Origin of the sequence: Micromonospora sp. TSRI0369 (assembly GCF_001905625.1) — a bacterium.
Classification (GTDB): domain Bacteria; phylum Actinomycetota; class Actinomycetes; order Mycobacteriales; family Micromonosporaceae; genus Micromonospora; species Micromonospora echinospora_A.
The window spans coordinates 601,242-620,825 of record NZ_LIVU01000002.1 but is presented as its reverse complement, the minus strand read 5'-3'; the positions used below and the strand labels follow the sequence as shown (position 1 = coordinate 620,825).

At 72.8% G+C, this 19,584-nt stretch carries 17 protein-coding genes; 9 read left to right on the top strand and 8 right to left on the bottom strand.

Annotated elements, in window-relative coordinates:
* Positions 1-21: 21 nt before the first annotated feature.
* Genes AMK25_RS08100 through AMK25_RS08090 form a run of 3 tightly spaced genes read right to left on the bottom strand, consistent with a single transcriptional unit; the run spans position 22 to position 2,700 of the window.
* Positions 22-1,029 carry an SDR family NAD(P)-dependent oxidoreductase gene (locus AMK25_RS08100; RefSeq protein WP_073827504.1) on the bottom strand — a complete coding sequence of 336 codons (1,008 nt, stop codon included), beginning with the start codon at positions 1,027-1,029 and terminating at the stop codon, positions 22-24.
* 49 nt (positions 1,030-1,078) lie between these two features.
* Positions 1,079-1,975, bottom strand: a complete 897-nt coding sequence (locus tag AMK25_RS08095) for an NAD-dependent epimerase/dehydratase family protein (RefSeq protein WP_073827503.1) — start codon at positions 1,973-1,975, stop codon at positions 1,079-1,081.
* Complete coding sequence (locus tag AMK25_RS08090) at positions 1,972-2,700, bottom strand: sugar phosphate nucleotidyltransferase (protein ID WP_073827502.1); 729 nt, start codon at positions 2,698-2,700, stop codon at positions 1,972-1,974. The genes AMK25_RS08095 and AMK25_RS08090 overlap by 4 nt, the downstream gene beginning before the upstream one ends.
* 146 nt (positions 2,701-2,846) lie before the next feature.
* Between AMK25_RS08090 and AMK25_RS08085 the strand changes: the two genes are divergently transcribed.
* Positions 2,847-3,776 carry an NAD(+)/NADH kinase gene (locus tag AMK25_RS08085; protein WP_073827501.1) on the top strand — a complete coding sequence of 310 codons (930 nt, stop codon included), beginning with the start codon at positions 2,847-2,849 and terminating at the stop codon, positions 3,774-3,776.
* 3 nt (positions 3,777-3,779) lie between these two features.
* Here the strand turns inward: AMK25_RS08085 and pgm are convergent, their stop codons facing one another.
* Positions 3,780-5,423, bottom strand: coding sequence for a phosphoglucomutase (alpha-D-glucose-1,6-bisphosphate-dependent) (gene pgm / locus AMK25_RS08080; RefSeq protein WP_073827500.1), 1,644 nt, complete (start codon positions 5,421-5,423; stop codon positions 3,780-3,782).
* A gap of 34 nt (positions 5,424-5,457) precedes the next feature.
* Positions 5,458-6,690, bottom strand: coding sequence for a glucose-1-phosphate adenylyltransferase (gene glgC, locus AMK25_RS08075; RefSeq protein ID WP_073827499.1), 1,233 nt, complete (start codon positions 6,688-6,690; stop codon positions 5,458-5,460).
* A gap of 94 nt (positions 6,691-6,784) precedes the next feature.
* Here glgC and glgA point away from each other — a divergent pair, with 94 nt between their 5' ends.
* The gene (gene glgA / locus AMK25_RS08070) at positions 6,785-7,978 is read left to right on the top strand and encodes a glycogen synthase (protein ID WP_073827498.1); all 1,194 of its coding nucleotides are present in this window, start codon (positions 6,785-6,787) and stop codon (positions 7,976-7,978) included.
* Positions 7,979-8,074: 96 nt separating this feature from the next.
* On the opposite strand, the gene AMK25_RS08065 is transcribed toward glgA, so the two are convergent.
* Both AMK25_RS08065 and AMK25_RS08060 read right to left on the bottom strand, forming a co-directional pair.
* Complete coding sequence (locus AMK25_RS08065) at positions 8,075-8,530, bottom strand: type II toxin-antitoxin system VapC family toxin (protein ID WP_073827497.1); 456 nt, start codon at positions 8,528-8,530, stop codon at positions 8,075-8,077.
* The gene (locus AMK25_RS08060) at positions 8,520-8,759 is read right to left on the bottom strand and encodes an AbrB/MazE/SpoVT family DNA-binding domain-containing protein (protein ID WP_073827496.1); all 240 of its coding nucleotides are present in this window, start codon (positions 8,757-8,759) and stop codon (positions 8,520-8,522) included. The genes AMK25_RS08065 and AMK25_RS08060 overlap by 11 nt, the downstream gene beginning before the upstream one ends.
* A 61-nt stretch (positions 8,760-8,820) precedes the next feature.
* On the opposite strand from AMK25_RS08060, the gene AMK25_RS08055 reads away from it, so the two are divergent.
* The 7 genes from AMK25_RS08055 to glgB all read left to right on the top strand — a co-directional run bounded on the left by AMK25_RS08055 (position 8,821) and on the right by glgB (position 18,383).
* Positions 8,821-9,549 carry a class I SAM-dependent methyltransferase gene (locus AMK25_RS08055; protein ID WP_073827495.1) on the top strand — a complete coding sequence of 243 codons (729 nt, stop codon included), beginning with the start codon at positions 8,821-8,823 and terminating at the stop codon, positions 9,547-9,549.
* Between the two features lie 89 nt (positions 9,550-9,638).
* A complete protein-coding gene (locus tag AMK25_RS08050; protein WP_198937470.1) occupies positions 9,639-10,235 on the top strand; it encodes a TetR/AcrR family transcriptional regulator in 597 nt (198 codons plus the stop codon).
* Positions 10,232-11,461, top strand: a complete 1,230-nt coding sequence (locus AMK25_RS08045; protein ID WP_073827493.1) for an NADH:flavin oxidoreductase — start codon at positions 10,232-10,234, stop codon at positions 11,459-11,461. The genes AMK25_RS08050 and AMK25_RS08045 overlap by 4 nt, the downstream gene beginning before the upstream one ends.
* A 14-nt stretch (positions 11,462-11,475) precedes the next feature.
* Positions 11,476-13,191 (top strand): 3-ketosteroid-delta-1-dehydrogenase, encoded by a 1,716-nt coding sequence (locus AMK25_RS08040; protein ID WP_073827492.1) that lies wholly within the window; start codon positions 11,476-11,478, stop codon positions 13,189-13,191.
* A gap of 110 nt (positions 13,192-13,301) precedes the next feature.
* Positions 13,302-14,186, top strand: coding sequence for an SDR family oxidoreductase (locus AMK25_RS08035; protein ID WP_073827491.1), 885 nt, complete (start codon positions 13,302-13,304; stop codon positions 14,184-14,186).
* 4 nt (positions 14,187-14,190) lie between these two features.
* The gene (locus AMK25_RS08030) at positions 14,191-16,293 is read left to right on the top strand and encodes an alpha-1,4-glucan--maltose-1-phosphate maltosyltransferase (RefSeq protein ID WP_073827490.1); all 2,103 of its coding nucleotides are present in this window, start codon (positions 14,191-14,193) and stop codon (positions 16,291-16,293) included.
* Positions 16,281-18,383 carry a 1,4-alpha-glucan branching protein GlgB gene (gene glgB, locus AMK25_RS08025; RefSeq protein ID WP_073827489.1) on the top strand — a complete coding sequence of 701 codons (2,103 nt, stop codon included), beginning with the start codon at positions 16,281-16,283 and terminating at the stop codon, positions 18,381-18,383. The genes AMK25_RS08030 and glgB overlap by 13 nt, the downstream gene beginning before the upstream one ends.
* Positions 18,384-18,473: 90 nt before the next feature.
* Here glgB and AMK25_RS08020 read toward each other — a convergent pair whose 3' ends face one another.
* The gene (locus AMK25_RS08020) at positions 18,474-19,550 is read right to left on the bottom strand and encodes an App1 family protein (RefSeq protein WP_073827488.1); all 1,077 of its coding nucleotides are present in this window, start codon (positions 19,548-19,550) and stop codon (positions 18,474-18,476) included.
* Positions 19,551-19,584: the final 34 nt, after the last annotated feature.

Genomic DNA, 19,584 nt, shown 5'->3' with positions numbered 1-19,584 from the left:
CGGCACCGAGCTTGGAACCCGTCACACCGCCCGGTCGGAGCGGTAACGCGCGAGATTGGCCGGATCGAGGAACCACTCGACTGTCGCCTTCAGCCCCTCGTCGATGCTCGTGACCGGCTGCCACCCGGTCCGCGACCGGAGCAGGCCGGCGTCGCCGAGCAGACGTTCCACCTCGGACTCCGCCGGGCGGAGCCGGGACTCGGTGACCACCACCTCCGGCTGGGCGCCGAACATCGCGGCGATCTTGCGCACCAGGTCACCGACCGAGGTCTCCCGGCCGGTCGCGGCCTGGAACACGCCGCCCACCACGGCGTCGTCGGGTGCCGTGCCGACGGCCTGGAACGCGGCCACGGTGTCCGTCACGTAGAGCAGGTCCCGGGTGGTACGCAGCGCGCCCAGCCGGACCACCCCGTCGTCCTTCGCCAGCTGGCTGATGATGGTGGGGATGACCGCCCGGGTGGACTGCCGGGGGCCGTACGTGTTGAACGGCCGCAGCGTGACCACCGGCAGGCCGAAGCTGAGGTGGTAGCTCTCGGCCAGCTTGTCCGCGCCGATCTTGGAGGCCGAGTACGGCGACTGCCCGCGCAACCGGTGCTGTTCGGTCATCGGGACCGTGGTGGCCGTCCCGTACACCTCGCTCGTGGAGGTGACCACGACCCGGCCGACGCCGGCCGTCCGCGCGCTCTCCAGCACGTTGAGCGTGCCGGTGATGTTGGTGTCCACGTAGGACTGCGGCGCGAGATACGAGTACGGGATGCCACCCAGCGCGGCCAGGTGGTAGACGGTGGAGGCGCCGTCGACCAGCCGCTGCACCATCCCCCGGTCGCGGATGTCCCCCGCGACGACCTCGACACCGGCCAGCTGGTCCGGGCCGAAGGTGTCCAGCCAGCCGTGCGATCCGGCGCCGTTGTAGCGCACGAGGGCGCGCACCGGGTGGCCCGCGGCGGCGAGCGCCTCGACCAGGTGGGAGCCGATGAAGCCACCGGCCCCGGTCACCACCACCGGGCCGCCGGACGAGTGTGCCGTCATGGTTCGCTCCTCCTCTTCGCCGGTCCGGCCGTACCGGTACCGGGTCGGCTCAACGAGCCGGCGCCGCCGCCGGAGCCACCTGGCTCCACAGCGCGCCGACCGAGTCGTGCAGGTCGTGTTCGGGCGTCCACCCCAGGACCGAGGCCGCCCGGCCGACGTCGGCGCGTACCCAGCCCACGTCGGCGGAGCGGGGGGACGGCGGACGGTCCTCCCGGACGCGGACCGGCCGGCCGGCCACCGAGATCAGCAGGTGGACGGCGTCGCGCACCGGCACCGCCCGGCCGCTCGCCACGTTGAGGACACGGGCCCGCGGCGCCGTGACGGTCACCGCCCGCCGGACCGCGGCGGCCACGTCCCGCACGTCCACGAAGTCCCGGTACGCGTCGAGCGGGCCGGTACGCAGGTCCTCGCCGGGCGCGAGGCCGGACAGCAGCGCCGCCACCCGGCCGAGCAGCGTCGTGCGGGGCATGCCGGGGCCGACGGGGTTGAACACCCGGAGCACGACCGCGTCCACCCGGCCGGCGGCGACCGCCAACTCGACGAGCCGGGTCGCCGCGGCCTGACTCACGCCGTAGGCGCTGACCGGCGCCGGGGGATGATCCTCGGCAGCCGCGGCGCCGAACCGAACGGAACCGTACTCGGCGGCGGAGCCGAGGCGAACCAGGCGGGCGCGGGGCGCGGCGTCGGCGACCGCGTCCACCAGCTTGGCGGCTGCCAGCGTGTTCGCCCGGACGAGATCCTCGGCGGCGCCGCTCACCGCTCCGGCGCAGCTGACGACCGCGTCCGGCCGGACCGTGTCGAGCAACGCCCGTAACGTCTCGGGCGCCGCGGCGACCAGGTCGCACTCGTCGCGCGACGGGCACGCGACGTCCGCCGTGGCGGCCAACTCCCGTCGTACGTGAGCGCCGATGAAGCCGGAGGCGCCGAAGAGGAGTACGCGCATCATGCCCCGGCCGGGGCGCCGGCGGGCAGGAGCAGGTCCCGGACCTCGGCGAAGCAGCGGTTGGCCTCGTCATAGTCCTCGGGGCGGCCGATGTCCAGCCAGTAGCCGTCGAACTCGTAGCCGGCCGGTGGTTCGCCCCGGCCCAGCAGGTCCAGCACCAGCTGGTCGAACCCGAACGGCTGCCCTGCCGGGTAGTGGGCGATGGTGCTGCGGGAGAGGCCGTAGACGCCCATGCTCACCCGATAGTGCAGGACCGGCTTCTCGGAGAAGGATGTGATCTTGTCGCCGACCAGCTCCAAGACCCCGAAGTCGATCTTGACGGTACGCCGGTAGGTGGCCACCGTCAGCGGCGCGCCCGACCGCGCGTGGGTGGCCAGGAGGTCGGCGTAGTCGAGGTCGGTGAGCACGTCGCCGTTCATCACCAGGAAATGCTCGGGCAGACGGTGCCGGATGCCGAAGAGCGGGCCGATGGTCGACAGCGGCCGGTCCTCCTCGACGTAGTCGACGGCCAGGCCGAACCGGGATCCGTCGCCGACGAAGGCCCGGATCAACGCGCCCAGGTGGTTGATCGCCAGGGTGACGTGGGTGAAGCCGCGATCGGCGAGCTGGCGCAGGACGATCTCGAGGATCGCGTAGCTCTCGCCGATGGGCACGAGCGGCTTGGGCAGGGTGGAGGTGTAGGGACGCAGCCGTACCCCCGCGCCACCCGCCATGATCACGACATGCATCGGCTCTCCACTCGTCCCCGCCCTACCTCGCGTCCAACGAGCCGGACCCACGCGGGGGTACGGAAATCACCTGTTCGTGGGCACTTCCCCGGCGTCGCGCCCGCGGGTGGGCCCGGCGCCGTGCGCCGCTGTGGTGAGCTGTACCGGTGGCGGGAGATGTGCTGGGGCTGGTGCTGCACCCCACCCGGGACGTCTCCGAGGTGGTGCGGATCATCGTGGACTGGGCGGCCCGGCACCGGATCACCCTCGCCGTACGCGCCGAGGACCGTGCACGCGTGCCGGCCGCGGTGGAGGCGATCGCCGCGGAAGAGCTGGCCGACCGCTGCGCCGCGCTGATCAGCATCGGCGGCGACGGCACCATGCTGGGCGCGCTGCGGATGGCCGTACGCGACCCGAAGCCGGTGCTCGGCGTCCACCTGGGCCGGCTGGGCTTCCTGGTCGAGGTGGAGCCGCCGGACCTGCCCCGGGCCCTGGAACGGCTGGTGGACCACGACTTCACAGTCGAGTCGCACGCCTGCCTGGCCTGCGACGTCTGCGGTGACGACGTGGTGGCGTTCAACGACATCGCCCTGGTCCGGCAACCCGGCGCCGGCTTCGTCACTGCGACCCTGGCGGTGGACGGCCAGCGGTACGGCTACTACCGCTGCGACGCGCTGGTGGTGAGCACGCCGACCGGGTCGACCGCGTACAGCTACGCAGCCGGCGGCCCGCTGATCTCACCGGCCACGGAGGCGATGGTGGTGACGCCGTCGGCGCCGATGGCCGGGATCTCCCGCTCGGTGCTGCTCTCCGCGCACGAGACGGTGCACCTGGAGCTGCGCGCGGACTCGGCGCCGGTGGCGGTGGAGATGGACGGGCTGCTGATCCGCGAGGCCGCGACGGAAGGCTCGGTGCACATCCGGTACGTCCGCGACGCCGGCCGGGTGGTCCGCCTCGACCCGCGCCGCTACCAGGAGCGCAATCAGCTCAAGCTGAGCCTGCTGGACCTGCCGCTGTTGCCCGACCAACTCCGCGAGCTGCTGCCGGACGGGTTGCGGGAGCAGTTCAACCGCCGGGAGCTGCCCCCGCCCCGGTGACCGTCAGGACGCCCCGAGCACCCCGTCGACGAGCGCCTTGGCCTCCTCCTGGATCCGGGCCAGGTGCTCCGGGCCCTGGAACGACTCGGCGTAGATCTTGTAGACGTCCTCGGTGCCGGACGGGCGGGCGGCGAACCAGCCCGACTCCGTGGTCACCTTGAGGCCGCCGATCGCGGCGCCGTTGCCGGGCGCGGTGGTGAGGATCGCGGTGATCGGCTCGCCGGCCAGCTCGGTGGCGGTGACCTGCTCCGGCGAGAGCTTCGCCAGGACCGCCTTCTCCTCCCGCCCGGCCGGGGCGTCGATCCGGGCGTACGCGGGCGCGCCGAAGCGGTCCGCCAGCTCGGCCCAGTGCTCGCTGGGCGTACGGCCGGTGGTGGCGATGATCTCGGCGGCGAGCAGGCAGAGCAGGATGCCGTCCTTGTCGGTGGTCCAGGTGCTGCCGTCGCGGCGCAGGAACGACGCGCCGGCGCTCTCCTCGCCGCCGAAGCCGACGGCGCCGTCGAGCAGGCCCGGCACGAACCACTTGAACCCGACCGGGACCTCCAGCAGCGGGCGGCCGAGGTCGGCCGCGACCCGGTCGATCATCGAGGAGGAGACGAGCGTCTTGCCCACCGCCGCGGCCGGGCCCCACTGCTCCCGGGTACGGAACAGGTGGCCGATCGCGACAGCCAGGTAGTGGTTGGGGTTCATCAGGCCGCCGTCGGGCGTGACGATGCCGTGCCGGTCGGCGTCGGCGTCGTTGCCGGTGGAGACCGCGTAGTCGTCCCGGGCGGCGATCAGCGACGCCATCGCGTTCGGCGACGAGCAGTCCATCCGGATCTTGCCGTCGCCGTCGAGCGTCATGAACCGCCACGTCGGGTCCACGAGCGGGTTGATCACGGTGAGGTCGAGGCGGTGCCGCTCGGCGATCTCGCCCCAGTACGCCACGCTCGCCCCGCCCATCGGGTCCGCGCCGATGCGCACCCCGGCGTCGCGGATCGCGTCGACGTCCAGCGCGGCGGGCAGGTCGTCCACGTACCGGGCGAGGAAGTCGTACTCGCCGGTGGTGTCGGCGGCGCGCGCCCGCGCGTACGGGATGCGTCTGACCTCCTTGAGCCCGGCGGCGAGGATCGCGTTCGCGCGGTCCTGGATCCACTTGGTGGCGTCGGTGTCGGCGGGCCCGCCGTGGGTGGGGTTGTACTTGAAGCCGCCGTCGGACGGCGGGTTGTGCGACGGGGTGATCACGATGCCGTCGGCGAGGCCGCTGGTCCGCCCCCGGTTGTGGGTGAGGATGGCGTGCGAGACGGCGGGCGTCGGGGTGTAGCCGTCGCGGCTGTCGCGCAGCACCGTGACGTGGTTGGCGGCGAGCACCTCCAGCGCGTCGGCCTCGGCCGGCGCGGACAGCGCGTGGGTGTCCCGGCCGAGGAACAGCGGCCCGTCGAGGCCCTGCTCGCGCCGGTAGTCGCAGAGCGCCTGGGTGACGGCGAGGATGTGGTCGGAGTTGAACGCGTGGCGCAGGCTCGACCCGCGGTGGCCGGAGGTGCCGAAGGAGACCTGCTGCGCCGGGTCGTTCGGGTCCGGGTGCTCGGCGTAGTAGGCGGTGACCAGCCGGGGCACGTCGACCAGATCGTCGGGCTGCGCGGGCTGGCCGGCACGGGGGTGGGCCACTGCGGGATCCTCCTCGGGTTGCGGTGGGGACTGCTCAGGGCTCGACGCGCTGGCCCTTGCCGATGACGACGATGCCGTTGTCGGACACGGTGTAGCGCTGGCGGTCCTTCTCCAGGTCGACGCCGATCTCGGCGCCCTCGGGAACGTGGACGTTCTTGTCCAGGATCGCGCGCCGGACCACGGCGTGCCGGCCGATCTGGACACCCTCCATCAGCACGGCGCCGTCGACGTGCGCCCAGGAGTGCACCTTCACCTTCGGCGACACGATCGAGTTCTCCACCAGCGAGCCGGAGATCACCGAGCCGGGCGACACCATCGAGCTGACCGCGCGGCCCACCCGCTCGCCCCAGGCGTGCACGAACTTGGCGGGCGGGTACGGCGGCTGCTCGGTGTAGATCGGCCAGTCGAAGTTGTAGAGGTTGAACACCGGGTGCACGTTGATCAGGTCCATGTGCGCGTCGTAGAACGAGTCGAGCGTCCCCACGTCCCGCCAGTAGCCGCGGTCGCGGTCGGTGCTGCCCGGCACCTCGTTGTCCTTGAAGTCGTAGACGTTGGCCTCGCCACGCTCGACGAGCATCGGGATGATGCTGCCGCCCATGTCGTGCTTGCTGGTCTTGTCCGCCGCGTCGCGCTCGACGGCCTCGCACAGCGCCCGGGTGGTGAACACGTAGTTGCCCATCGAGGCGTAGATCTGGTCCGGCGCGTCGGGCAGCCCCACCGCGTCGGTGGGCTTCTCCCGGAACGCGCGGATGCGCTTGCCGTCCTCGCCGACCTCGATCACGCCGAACTGGTCGGCCATCGACAGCGGCTGGCGGATGCCGGCCACCGTCACCCCGGCGCCGGAGGCGATGTGGTCGTCGACCATCTGCCGGGGGTCCATCCGGTAGATGTGGTCGGCGCCGAAGACGATGACGTAGTCGGGCTGCTCGTCGTTGATCAGGTTGAAGCTCTGATAGATCGCGTCGGCCGAGCCGGCGAACCACCACGGGCCGCGGCGCTGCTGCGCCGGCACCGGCGTGACGTAGTTGCCGAGCAGCGTCGACATCCGCCAGGTCTTGGTGATGTGGCGGTCCAGCGAGTGCGACTTGTACTGGGTCAGCACGACGATCTTGAGGAAGCCGGCGTTCGCCAGGTTGGACAGGACGAAGTCGACCATGCGGTACATCCCGCCGAAGGGGACGGCGGGCTTCGCCCGGTCGGTCGTCAGGGGCATCAGGCGCTTGCCCTCCCCGCCGGCCAGGACGATCGCGAGCACCTTGGCAGCCATGCTCAGACGCTAACGACCCGGAACCGACTTCACCACTCGGACGCCCACACTTGCGCACCGCGTGCGACACGCCGCTCTGCACTAGGGTGCGGGCATGGCACCGATGCGCGTCGACCTGCTCACCCGCGAGTACCCGCCGGAGGTGTACGGCGGCGCCGGAGTGCACGTGGAATACCTCGCCCGCGAGCTGCGCCGGCTGGCCGACGTGCGGGTGCACTGCTTCGGCGCGCCGCGCGACGAGAAGGGCGTCACCGCGTACGCCGAGCCGGCCGCGCTGGCCGGCGCGAACGCCGCGCTGCGGGTCATGGGCGTCGACCTGGAGATGGCCGCCGGCACGGCCGGCACCGACGTGGTGCACAGCCACACCTGGTACGCCAACCTGGCCGGGCACACCGCGAAGCTGCTGCACGGGGTGCCGCACGTGGTGACCGCGCACAGCCTGGAGCCGCTGCGCCCGTGGAAGGCCGAGCAGCTCGGCGGCGGGTACGCGCTCTCTTCCTGGTGCGAGCGGACCGCGTTCGAGGCCGCCGACGCGATCATCGCGGTGAGCGCGGGGATGCGCCGCGACGTGCTCACCGCGTACCCGGCGGTGAACCCGGACCGGGTCCGCGTGGTCTACAACGGCATCGACACCGCGCAGTACGCGCCGGACCGGAACACCGACGTGCTCGACCGGCTCGGCATCGACCCGTCCCGGCCCAGCGTGGTCTACGTCGGGCGGATCACCAAGCAGAAGGGCCTGCCGTACCTGCTGCGCGCGGCCCGGGAACTGCCCGCCGACGTCCAGCTGGTGCTGCTGGCCGGCGCGCCGGACACGCCGGAGATCGGCGCCGAGGTCGAGGAGCTGGCCGCCGAGCTGCGGGCGAAGCGGTCGGGGGTGGTGTGGGTGGCGGCGATGCTGCCCAAGCACGAGGTGATCCAGGTGCTCACCCACGCCACGATCTTCGTCTGCCCGTCCGTGTACGAGCCGATGGGCATCGTCAACCTGGAGGCGATGGCCTGCGAGACGGCGGTGGTGGCGACCGCCACGGGCGGCATCCCCGAGGTGGTGGCCGACGGCGAGACCGGGCTGCTGGTGCCGATCGAGCAGGCCGGTGACGGCTCCGGCACCCCGCTGGACCCGAAGCGTTTCGTGGCCGACCTTGCCGCGCGTATGAACGAGCTGCTGGCCGACCCGGAACGGATCGCCGCGTTCGGCGCGGCGGGGCGGCGGCGCGCGGTGGAGCACTTCTCCTGGGACGCGATCGCCCGCCAGACGATCGAGGTCTACCGCTCGGTGGGGGTGTAAGGAAGGGCACCTTCTTAACGCCTCGGGTAGAGGAAGGGCCCCTTCTTAACGGCAGCCCGGCCGGGTACGACCTCGGCTGACAACCGCGGCCGGACGTCAGTCGTCGGGTGCGATCAAGGTCAGTCCGGGAAAGTAACTGCGGTAGCGGCTACTGTCGCGGGTCAGCAGACGGTAGTGGCAGACCGCTGCGTGAGCGCCGATGTAGAAGTCGGCGATCGGCGAACCCTTGGCACCCCCACGCGACCGGTACCGCGCGTACGCCTTGCCGGCCAGGAAACCGGCCGGGTAGGGCAGTTCCTCGCGGAGAAAGTCGCTGGCCGGCAGCGCGTCATCGAGGTCCTCCACGCGCGCGAAGCGCACGGACACCTCCGCGTAGACAATCGGGTTGATCACCAGGAGGCCGGCGTCACGCGCGGCGGCCAGGGCCTCGCTCGACCAGTCGGCCCACTTCGGGTCGTCGGTGAAGATGTCGAGCAGGACGTTCGTGTCCACCAGAGTGGCGACCGTGTCGTTCGCCCGGCCCGCCACGGCTCTGATCCGCTCACTCGCCACGGAGCAGTTCCATCAGCTCATCTGTCGACATGCCCTCGACCTCTCGAGCAGCGCCGCGCCCACGCATGCGCCGGACCAGGCGACGCCCACGGGTTTCCGCGTCATCGACGCGCACGATGCGCAGGGCGCCGCCCTCCTCGATCACGTCCACCTCGTCGCCCTCGTGCAGGTTGAGCCGAGCGCGCAGCTCAGCCGGGATGGTCACCTGCCCCTTACTGTTCAACCTCATCGCGGCCCTCCCGTCACGTAATACAGATGATACGTGTCACAAGCCTGGGTAGGGTCGCGCGATGCCCGATGCGATCTTCGCCCATCCGCGCCTCGCGCCGGTCTACGACGCCTTCGACTCCGACCGGGACGACCTGGCCGTCTACCTCGCGCTCGCCAGGGAGCTGGGCGCGCGCACGGTGCTCGACGTGGGCTGCGGGACCGGGTCGCTGGCGGTCCTGCTGGCCCGGCACGGGCACGCGGTCGTCGGCGTCGACCCGGCCGAGGCGTCCCTCGACGTCGCGCGGGCCAAGGACGAGGCCGGCACGGTCCGCTGGATCCACGGCGAAGCCGCGGCGCTGCCCTCGCTCGACGCCGACCTGGTCACGATGACCGGGAACGTGGCGCAGGTCTTCCTGACCGACGCCGACTGGGGACGGACGCTCCAGAGCATCCACGCCGCGCTCCGGCCGGAGGGGCATCTGGTCTTCGAGACCCGGCGTCCCGAACATCGCGCCTGGGAGCAGTGGGCGACGGATACCGGCCCGGTCATCCGCTCCGTCCCGGGCGTCGGACGGGTGGAACGGCGTTTCCGGGTCACCGCGCTCGACCTGCCGTTCGTCTCCTTCCGCTTCACCTACCGGTTCCTGGCCGACGGGGCAGTGGTCACGTCGGACTCGACGCTGCGGTTCCGCGAGCGCGACGAGGTCGAGTCGAGCCTGACCGTCGCCGGATACCGGGTGCTCGACGTGCGGGAGGCGCCTGATCGCCCCGATCGGGAGTTCGTGTTCGTCGCGCAGCGGACGAGCTAGACACGGAGCGCGTAGTCGGCCGGCCGCCGATTATTGACGCTTCCTGACAAAAATGCTTCACTGGTCACATGGCCTCGGACCCCCCGCCCGTGCGACGCCGACGTGGCCGGCCCACAGTGCTCGATCCCGAAGCGGTCGGCACCGCGGCCCTGCGGCTCTGGGCCGAACGCGGCTACGGCGCCACCGGCTGGGACGACATCTCCGCGGCCACCGGCATCAGCGCCCGCACCCTCATGCGGCACTTCCCGTCCAAGGCCGCCCTCGCCTGGGTGGGGGTGCCCGCCGCCACCCGGCGGCTGACCGAGGCGTTCCGCACGCTGCCCCTCGACATCCCGCTGTCGGACGCGCTGCGCGCCGCCGTTGTCGCCTCCGTCTCCGACGACGCGCTCGTGCTCAGCGCGGGCGGGTACTGGATGCGGGTCGTCGCCGAGGAACCCGAGCTGGCGGAAGCCTCCACCCGCGCCTACGCGCCCTGGACCGAGGCCCTCGCCCGGGAGATCGCCCGGCGTCGACCGGGAGCGCCGACGGCGATCTACCACGCCGTCGCCGCCGCGTACCGCGAGGCGGCCCAGGCCGCGCTGTACGACTGGGCCCGCGGCGGCCCCGACGGCTCGCCCGCTGACGCCGTCGACGCCCTGCTGCGCCGGCTGGACATCCGCATCACCACACCCGAGGAAGCCCCGTGACCACCACGCGCCCGATTCCCGACCCGCTCGCCCCCGCCACCCTCGGTCCGGTGCGCCTGCGCAACCGGGTCATCAAGTCCGCCACCTTCGAGGGGGCGACCCCGGACGCCCTGGTCACCGACCGCCTGATCGAGTACCACACCGCCGTGGGCCGCGGCGGCGTCGGCATGACGACTGTCGCCTACCTCGCCGTCGCGCCCGAGGGGCGCACCGAACGGGGCCAGATCTACTGGCGGCCCGAGGCGTTGCCCGGGCTGCGGCGGCTGACCGAGGCGGTGCACGCCACCGGCGCCAAGGTCAGCGCCCAGATCGGGCACGCCGGGCCGGTGGCGAACTCCCGCTCGAACGGGCTGCCCTCGCTCGCCGCGTCGGCGCGGTTCAACCCCCTGGCGATGGGCCTCGACGGCGCCGCGACGCACGACGACATCCGCCGCGTCGTGGCCGCACACGGCAGCGCCGCCGCGGCGGCGCGCGAGGTGGGCTTCGACGCCGTCGAGGTGCACCTGGGCCACACCTACCTCGCCGGATCGTTCCTGTCGCCGAAGCTCAACCGACGCCGGGACGAGTTCGGCGGCGCGCTTGCCAACCGCGCCGAGTTCCCGCGCCGGATCCTGGCCGCCGTCAAGGAGGCCGTCGGCGACGACGTGGCCGTCATCGCCAAGATGAACATGAGCGACGGCGTACGCGCCGGTTTCGACCTCGACGAGTCGATCCCGTTCGCCCGGATGCTGCAGGCCGACGGGCACCTGGACGCCCTGGAGCTCACCGGCGGGTCCTCGCTGCTCAACCCGATGTTCCTGTTCCGGGGCGACATCCCGCTCGCGGCGATGGCCGCGCCCCAGCCGCCGCTGCTGCGGCTCGGCATGAAGATGTTCGGCCGGTTCCTGTTCCGCGACTACCCCTACCAGCCGCTCTACTTCCGGGACCTCGCGCTCCAGTTCCGCCGCGAGCTGTCCATGCCGCTGATCCTGCTCGGCGGCGTCACCGACCTCGACGGGATGCGCACGGCCATGAGCGACGGCTTCGAGTACGTCGCGATGGCCCGCGCCCTGCTCAGGGAGCCGGACCTGATCAACAAGATCAGCCGCGACGCCGCCACCCGGTCGCGCTGCACCCACTGCAACCTCTGCGCCGCCAGCATCTTCACCGGCACCCACTGCCCCCTGGACGCCGAGGGGACGGCGGCGCTCGTCGCCGCCGGCACCCGCCCCGTCGTCGCCCCGTAGCAAGGAGTTTCCTGATGTCCGTACCCCGGCAGCCCCGGCCGACCTCGGTCGACCTCGTCGTGATCGGCTCCGGCACCGGCCTCGCCGCCGCGCTCAGCGCCCACGAGGCCGGCCTCTCCGTCGTGGTCGTGGAGAAGTCGCGCTGGGTCGGCGGCTCCACGGCGCGCTCCGGCGGCGCCTTCTGGATCCCGGCCAATCCCGTGCTGGCCGCCGAGGGCTCCGGGGACACGCCCGAGCGCGGCGCGGCGTACCTGGAGGCCGTCGTGGACGGCTCCGCGCCCGAACAGCGCTGGCGCAGCTTCCTCGAGCACGGCACCGCCACGATCGAGATGCTCACGCGGACCACCCCGATGCGGTTCCTCTGGGCCCGCGGCTACTCCGACTACCACCCGGAGCTGCCCGGCGGCACCGCCGCCGGCCGGAGCTGCGAGTGCCGCCCGCTGGACCTGAAGCTCCTCGGCGCCGACCGCGCGCGGCTGCGTCCCGCCGTCCTCTCCGCACCAGTGCCCATGCCGGTCACCGGCGCGGACTACAAGTGGCTCAACCTGATGGCGAAGACCCCGGTTCGCGCGCTGCCCCGCATCGTGACCCGCCTCGCCCAGGGCCTCGGCGGCCTCGCGCTCGGGCGCGAGTACGCCGCCGGCGGCCAGGCCATCGCCGCCGGCCTCTTCGCCGGCGTCCGCCGCGCCGGCATCCCGGTCTGGACCGAGACGGCGCTGGAGCGGCTCCTGGTCGAGGGGGACCGGGTCGTCGGGGCCGAGCTGCGCCACGGGGAGACGACGTTCGCCGTACGGGCCGAGCGGGGTGTCGTGCTCGCCACCGGCGGCTTCGACCACGACCTGCCGCTGCGGCACGCCCACCACCACCGCGACCTGGGCGACTGGAGCCTCGGCGCGGACAGCAACACCGGCGACGGGATCCGCGCCGGCCAGGAGGCGGGCGCCGGCACCGACCTGATGGAGCAGGCGTGGTGGTTCCCCGCCGTCGCGCCGGTCGGCGACGGCGCGCCCTCGGTGCTCCTCGCCGAGCGTTCCCTGCCCGGGTCGCTCATGGTGGACGGCACGGGCCGCCGGTTCGTCAACGAGTCCTGCGACTACATGACGTTCGGGCAGCGGGTGCTCGGCCTCGCCCACGAGGGCGGAGCGCTGCCGGCCATGTGGCTGGTCTTCGACCAGCGGTACCGCAACAGCTACGTCTTCGCCGGCACGCAGTTCCCCCGCGCCCCGCTGCCGAAGTCCTGGTACGCGGCGGGCATCGCGCACCGCGCGGGCACCCCGGGTGACCTCGCCCGGTCGATGGGCGTGGACGCCGACGCGTTGAGCGCCACCCTGGCGCGGTTCAACCAGCTCGCCGCCGCCGGCGTCGACGACGACTTCGCGCGTGGCGCCAGCGCGTACGACCGCTACTACGGCGACCCGACGGTGACGCCGAACCCGAACCTGCGGCCCCTGGCCGGCAACCTGTACGCCGTCCGGGTCGTCCTGTCCGACCTCGGGACCTGCGGTGGGATCCGGGCCGACGGCCTCGGCCGGGCGCTGTCCGACGCGGGGAACCCGGTCCCGGGGCTGTACGCGATCGGCAACGCCGCCGCCAACGCCTTCGGCCGCACCTACCCGGGGGCCGGGGCGACCATCGGCCAGGGCCTGGTCTACGGCTACATCGTCGGGCGGCACGCGGCGGGCAAGCTCCCCGCCGCCGACCAGGCCCCGGCCCGCCGGACGGCGGAATAGGGACGGTTTTGTCGCGATCGCCGCACCCGGGGCCGCCCGGCGTGCCAGCATCCGGCAGGACGCACGGGGCCGGCCCGGGCCGACCGTCGGCGAAGTGGAGAGGAACCGACATGGGTACGTACGCGGTGACCGGCGCGGCCTCGGGCATGGGCCGGGCGTCCGCCGAGCGGCTGCGGCGCGACGGGCACACCGTCGTCGGCGTGGACCTGCGGGACGTGGAGGTCGTCGCCGACCTCTCCACGCCAACCGGGCGCGCGGCGGCTGCGACCGAGGTGCTGGAGCGCGCCGGAGGGCGGCTCGACGGGGCGGTCTGCGCCGCCGGGCTCGGCGGCATCCCCGGCCGGGACCGGCTCGTGCAGCAGGTCAACTTCTTCGGCGTGGTGGAGTTGCTCGAGGCGTGGCGACCGACGCTGGCCGCCGCCGGCAACAGCAAGGTCGTGGTGTTCGGCTCGAACTCCGTCACGCTCACCCCGATGGTGCCGGAGCGCGCCGTACGGGCCCTGCTCGACCGCGACGCCGACCGGGCGCTGCGCGTGGTGGGGCGCTTCGGCAAGCGCTCGGCGCCGTTCGCGTACGCGAGCTCGAAGCTGGCGGTGACGCGGTGGGCACGCCGCGCCGCGATCTCGCCGGAGTGGGCCGGCGCCGGCATCCGGGTGAACGTCCTGGCCCCCGGCATCATCGCCACTCCGCTGCTGGAGGAGCAGATCGCCCGGGGCGAGAAGGAGGCGGTCGAGGGGCTGCCGGTGCCGATCGGCGGGCGCGGCCGGCCGGCGGACGTCGGCGACTGGGTCGCGTTCATGCTGTCGCCGGCCGCCGACTTCCTCTGCGGTTCGGTGATCTTCCTGGACGGTGGCTCGGACGCCTACTTCCGCACCGACGACTGGCCCGTCTCCACCGGGCCGGCCGGGGTGTTGCGCTACATGCGGCGCGCCAAGGCGTGGCGCCGTGGAAGCAGCGCGCAACCGAGCGCGAAAGGATCTCGCGCAGTAGGTTGAGCGGGTGACTGGACGGTTCCCGATCGAAGACGTCTCCCCCGTCGTCTCCTGCGGTCGCTACCCGGCCAAGGCGGTGGTCGGCGAGGTCGTGCCGGTGTCGGCGCGGGCCTATCGCGAGGGCCACGACGCGCTCGGGTGCAACGTGGTCTGGCTCGGCCCGGACGGCGCGGCCCGCCCGTTCACCCGGATGCGCCCGGGCGAGCCCGGCCAGGACCGCTGGCACGCCACCATCCGCCCGGACGCGGTGGGCCTGTGGCGCTTCGCCGTGGAGGCGTTTCAAGATCCGTACCTCACCTGGCAGAACGCGGTCACCAAGAAGATCGCCGCCGGCCAGGGCGCGGCCGAGCTGGCGAACGACCTGGCCGAGGGCGTACGCGTGCTGACCGCCGCGCTCGACCTGGTGCCGAAGGCCGACCGTGATCGCGTACGCGAAGCCGTGCGGGCGCTGACCGACGACGACCTGGACCTGCCGCGGCGGGTGGCCGCGGCGCTGGATCTGGCCGACCTGCTCTGGGAGCACCCGGTACGCGAGCTGGTCACCACCGGCGAGGAGCGCACGCTGTGGGTGGACCGGCCGCGGGCGCTCTTCTCCGCCTGGTACGAGTTCTTCCCCCGCTCGGAGGGCGCGATCCCGGCGACTGTCGACGCGCCCGCCCGTTCCGGCACGTTCGCCACCGCGATCCAGCGGCTGCCGGGCGTCGCGGCGATGGGCTTCGACGTGCTCTACCTGCCGCCGATCCACCCGATCGGCCGGGTCAACCGCAAGGGCCGCAACAACGCGCTCACCGCCGGGCCGGACGACGTGGGCTCGCCGTGGGCGATCGGCGCGGCCGAGGGCGGCCATGACGCCATCCACCCCGATCTGGGTACGCCGGAGGACTTCCGCGGCTTCGTCGCCGCCGCCGCCGAGCAGGGCCTGGAGGTGGCGATGGACCTGGCGTTGCAGTGCGCGCCGGATCACCCGTGGGTCACCGAGCACCCGGAGTGGTTCACCACCCGGGCCGACGGCAGCATCGCGTACGCGGAGAACCCGCCCAAGAAGTACCAGGACATCTATCCGCTGAACTTCGACAACGACCCCGAGGGCATCCGCGCCGAGATGCTGCGGGTGGTGCTGCACTGGGTCGGCCAGGGCATCCGGATCTTCCGGGTGGACAACCCGCACACCAAGCCGTTCGACTTCTGGCACTGGCTGATCGCCGAGGTCAAGAAGGTGGACCCGGACGTGCTGTTCCTGGCCGAGGCGTTCACCCGGCCGGCGATCATGCACGGGCTCGGCAGGATCGGCTTCACCCAGTCGTACACCTATTTCACCTGGCGCACGACGGCCGCCGAGATGCGGGAGTACTGCGAGGAACTGGTCGCCTCGGTCGACTGGATGCGGCCGAACTTCTGGCCCAACACGCCGGACATCCTGCACTCGTCGTTGCAGCACGGCGGCCCGCCGATGTTCAAGATCCGGGCGGTGCTGGCGGCGCTGCTGTCCCCCTCGTGGGGCATGTACGCCGGGTTCGAGCTGTTCGAGCACGTGGCCCGCCCTGGCGCGGAGGAATACCTGGACAACGAGAAGTACGAGCTGCGCCCCCGCGACTGGGACGCGGCGCTGGCGCAGGGCCGGTCGCTGGCGCCGTTCATCACCACGCTGAACCGGGTACGCCGGGACAACCCCGCCCTGCACCGGCTGCGCAACCTGCGGTTCCACGACATCGACAACCCGGCGCTGCTGTGCTGGTCGAAGCACGACCCGGACATCGGCAACACGGTGATCGTGGTCTGCTCGTTCGACTCCCGCGAGGTGCAGTGGGGCAACACCACGCTCGACATGCCGGCGCTCGGCCTGGACTGGCACGAGCGGTTCACCGTGCGCGACGAGCTGACCGGCGCCGAGTACGACTGGGGGCAGCGCAACGCGGTGCGCCTCGACCCGTACCTGCAACCCGCGCACGTGCTCACCGTGCGCCGCCCGGCCGCGCCCGAGCCGGAGCAGCCGGCCGTACCGGAGACCGCCGCGCCCGACCTGACAGTCGAAGACGTACCCGCCGACCTCTCCGGCGGCACCGCCCCGACCGCACCGGCCGACAAGGACGACGCCCGATGGACCAGCTGATCACCGGCGAGGTACACGACCCGCACGCCGTGCTCGGCGCGCACCCGGCCGGCGGGAGCACCACGATCCGGACGCTGCGCCGGGGCGCTGGTGAGGTGGCGCTGCTCGTCGACGGCGAGGCGCACCCGATGAAGCGGGTGCACGACGCCGGTGTCTTCGAGGCGGTGCTCCCCGGCGAGGTGCTCGACTACCGGGTCGAGGTGGACGGCACCGCGCACGACGACCCGTACCGTTATCCGCCCACGCTCGGTGAACTCGACCTGCACCTGATCGGCGAGGGCCGGCACGAGCGGCTCTGGGCGGCGCTCGGCGCCCGGGTCTTCGACGAGGGCGTCGCGTTCACCGTCTGGGCGCCGAACGCACGGGCCGTGCGGCTCGTCGGCGACGTGACCGGCTGGGCGCCGGACGACGGCTGGCCGATGCGGTCGCTCGGGTCCAGCGGCGTGTGGGAGATCTTCGTGCCGGGTATGCCGGTGGGCGCCCGCTACAAGTACCGCATCCTGGGCGCGGACGGCAGGTGGCGGGACAAGGCCGACCCGATGGCCGCGCGCACCGAGGTGCCGCCTTCCACCGCGTCGGTGGTGCACGAGTCACGGTACGAGTGGGGCGACGCGGACTGGCTCGCGCGCCGCTCGCGGCAGGCGCCGCACCAGGAGCCGATGAGCGTGTACGAGGTGCACCTGGGCTCCTGGCGGCCCGGCCTCGGCTACCGGGAGCTGGCCGAGCAGCTCACCGCGTACGTGCTGGAGATGGGCTTCACCCACGTGGAGTTCCTGCCGGTGATGGAGCACCCGTTCGGCGGCTCGTGGGGTTACCAGGTCACCGGCTACTACGCGCCGACCGCCCGGTTCGGCGACCCGGACGACTTCCGGTACCTGGTGGACCGGCTGCACGCCGCCGGCATCGGGGTGATCCTGGACTGGGTGCCGGCGCACTTCCCCAAGGACGAGTGGGCACTCGCGCGCTTCGACGGCACCCCGCTGTACGAGCACCCCGACCCGCGTCGCGGCGAGCACCCCGACTGGGGCACGTACGTCTTCGACTTCGGCCGCAACGAGGTCCGCAACTTCCTGGTCGCCAACGCGCTGTACTGGCTGGACGAGTTCCACATCGACGGGCTGCGGGTGGACGCGGTTGCCTCGATGCTCTACCTGGACTACTCCCGCTCCGACGGGCAGTGGGCCCCGAACGTGCACGGCGGCCGGGAGAATCTGGAGGCGATCGCGTTCCTCCAGGAGGTGAACGCCACCGTCTACCGGCACCACCCGGGCGTGCTGATGATCGCCGAGGAGTCCACCGCCTGGCCGGGCGTCACCAAGCCGACCTCCGACGGCGGGCTCGGGTTCGGGTTCAAGTGGAACATGGGCTGGATGCACGACACCCTGCTCTACACCTCGAAGGACCCGATCTACCGGCAGCACCACCACCATCAGCTCACGTTCTCCCTGGCGTACGCGTGGAGCGAGAACTACGTGCTGCCGATCAGCCACGACGAGGTGGTGCACGGCAAGGGCTCGCTGACGGGCAAGATGCCCGGCGACACCTGGCAGCGACTGGCCACCACGCGGGCGCTGCTGGCGTACATGTGGGCGCACCCGGGCAAGCAGTTGCTCTTCATGGGCTGCGAGCTGGCCGACGACCGGGAGTGGAGCGAGGAGCGCGGCCTCGACTGGTACCTCACCCACGATCCGGCGCGCGCGGGCGTGCAGCGGCTGGTCGCCGACCTGAACCGGGTCTACCGGGAGACCCCGGCGCTCTGGGCGCAGGACACCGACCCGGCCGGCTTCCGCTGGATCGCCGGGGACGACGTCGCGAACAACGCGGTGTCGTTCATCCGGATCGCCCCGGACGGGCGGACGCTGGTGTGCGTGGCGAACTTCTCCGCGCTGCCGCTGGAGGACTACCGGATCGGCCTGCCCGCGGCCGGTACGTGGGCCGAGGCGCTGAACACCGACGCCCACCACTACGGCGGTTCCGGCGTGGGCAACCTGGGCGAGGTGCACGCCGAGAACGTGCCGTGGCACGGCCTGCCCGCGTCGGTCGCCCTGCGCGTCCCCCCGCTCGGCGTCCTCTGGCTCCGCCCGGCCTGACGGCGTCGCCCGGGTGGCCGGCCGACCCGATCGGCGGGACTACGCACCGTGTTGAGCGACCGCCCGTCGGCGCGGGCGCGACCGCAGGAGTCAGACCAGGTCGGCTTCGCGCAGGAGCTTCCAGAGGCCGGCGCCGTCGGGGGCGCTGAGCCACTTCTGGCCGATCGGGCCCGACGAGGAACGTCCGGGCGGTGCCGGGAGGCTGCCTGCGAGCACCGACTGCGTCGGCGACAGCTGCCGGATCGCCACCCCGGCGACGTGGTCCGGGTGCGCGGCGGCGAACTCCCGGTAGATCTCCGGGTCGTGCTGCCCGTCGTCGCCGATCAGCAGCCACCGCACCTCGGGGAACTCCCGGGCCAGCCGGGCCAGCGTGGCCCGCTTGTGTTCCCGGCCGCTGCGGAACCAGCGGTCCGCGGTCGGCCCCCAGTCGGTGAGCAGCAGCGGCCCGGCCGGGTAGAGGTGCCGGGACAGGAACCGGGTCAGCGTCGGCGCGACGTTCCAAGCGCCGGTGGACAGGTAGAAGACCGGCGCGCCCGGGTGGGCGGTGGCCAGCCGCTCGTACAGCACCGCCATGCCCGGCACTGCGGTGCGGGCGTGCTCGTCCAGCACGAACGTGTTCCACGCGGCCAGCAGCGGCCGGGGCAGCGCGGTCACCATGACCGTGTCGTCGATGTCGGAGAGGATGCCGAAACGGACGGCCGGGTCGAGCACGCGGACCAGCGCCTCCACCGGCTCGGCGTCGGCGACGCTGAGGCGTACGCAGCCCCAGCCGGGGGTGAAGTCGGCCTCGATCACGGTGTCGACGAACCCGCTGCGGTCCGCGGTCACCTCCTGGCGCACGCCGTCGGCCTCGATGGTCACCTTCACGTGCTTCGCGGGCAGCGTGGCGAAGCTGCGCCAGCCCCGCACCTTGTCCAGCCGGCCCCGCCGCCGCGTGTCCGGGCGGCCGAGCAGCACCCGGCAGAGCACGCGCGCCCAGCCCGGGGCGCCGTAGCCCGCGTACGCGATGATGTTGGGCTGCCATCCGGTGCGCCGCAACCGGCGTTCCACCAGGCCGTGCACGGCGTCCTCGAAGCGCGCGGCGCGGTGCAGTTGCGGAACGGCCAGCTGGTCCGGTGGTGTGGGCGGCACACGGCAACAGTGCCACAACCGGAGCGGCCGGGCCACGCGAGTGATCCACGCCGATCCGCCCCGGCGCCGG

Coding starts and splice junctions, on each gene's coding strand:
- AMK25_RS08100 (WP_073827504.1), bottom strand. CDS start 1,029: ATGACGGCACACTCGTCCGGCGGCCCGGTGGTGGTGACCGGGGCCGGT.
- AMK25_RS08095 (WP_073827503.1), bottom strand. CDS start 1,975: ATGATGCGCGTACTCCTCTTCGGCGCCTCCGGCTTCATCGGCGCTCAC.
- AMK25_RS08090 (WP_073827502.1), bottom strand. CDS start 2,700: ATGCATGTCGTGATCATGGCGGGTGGCGCGGGGGTACGGCTGCGTCCC.
- glgC (WP_073827499.1), bottom strand. CDS start 6,690: ATGGCTGCCAAGGTGCTCGCGATCGTCCTGGCCGGCGGGGAGGGCAAG.
- glgA (WP_073827498.1), top strand. CDS start 6,785: ATGGCACCGATGCGCGTCGACCTGCTCACCCGCGAGTACCCGCCGGAG.
- AMK25_RS08060 (WP_073827496.1), bottom strand. CDS start 8,759: ATGAGGTTGAACAGTAAGGGGCAGGTGACCATCCCGGCTGAGCTGCGC.
- AMK25_RS08055 (WP_073827495.1), top strand. CDS start 8,821: ATGCCCGATGCGATCTTCGCCCATCCGCGCCTCGCGCCGGTCTACGAC.
- AMK25_RS08040 (WP_073827492.1), top strand. CDS start 11,476: ATGTCCGTACCCCGGCAGCCCCGGCCGACCTCGGTCGACCTCGTCGTG.
- AMK25_RS08035 (WP_073827491.1), top strand. CDS start 13,302: ATGGGTACGTACGCGGTGACCGGCGCGGCCTCGGGCATGGGCCGGGCG.
- glgB (WP_073827489.1), top strand. CDS start 16,281: ATGGACCAGCTGATCACCGGCGAGGTACACGACCCGCACGCCGTGCTC.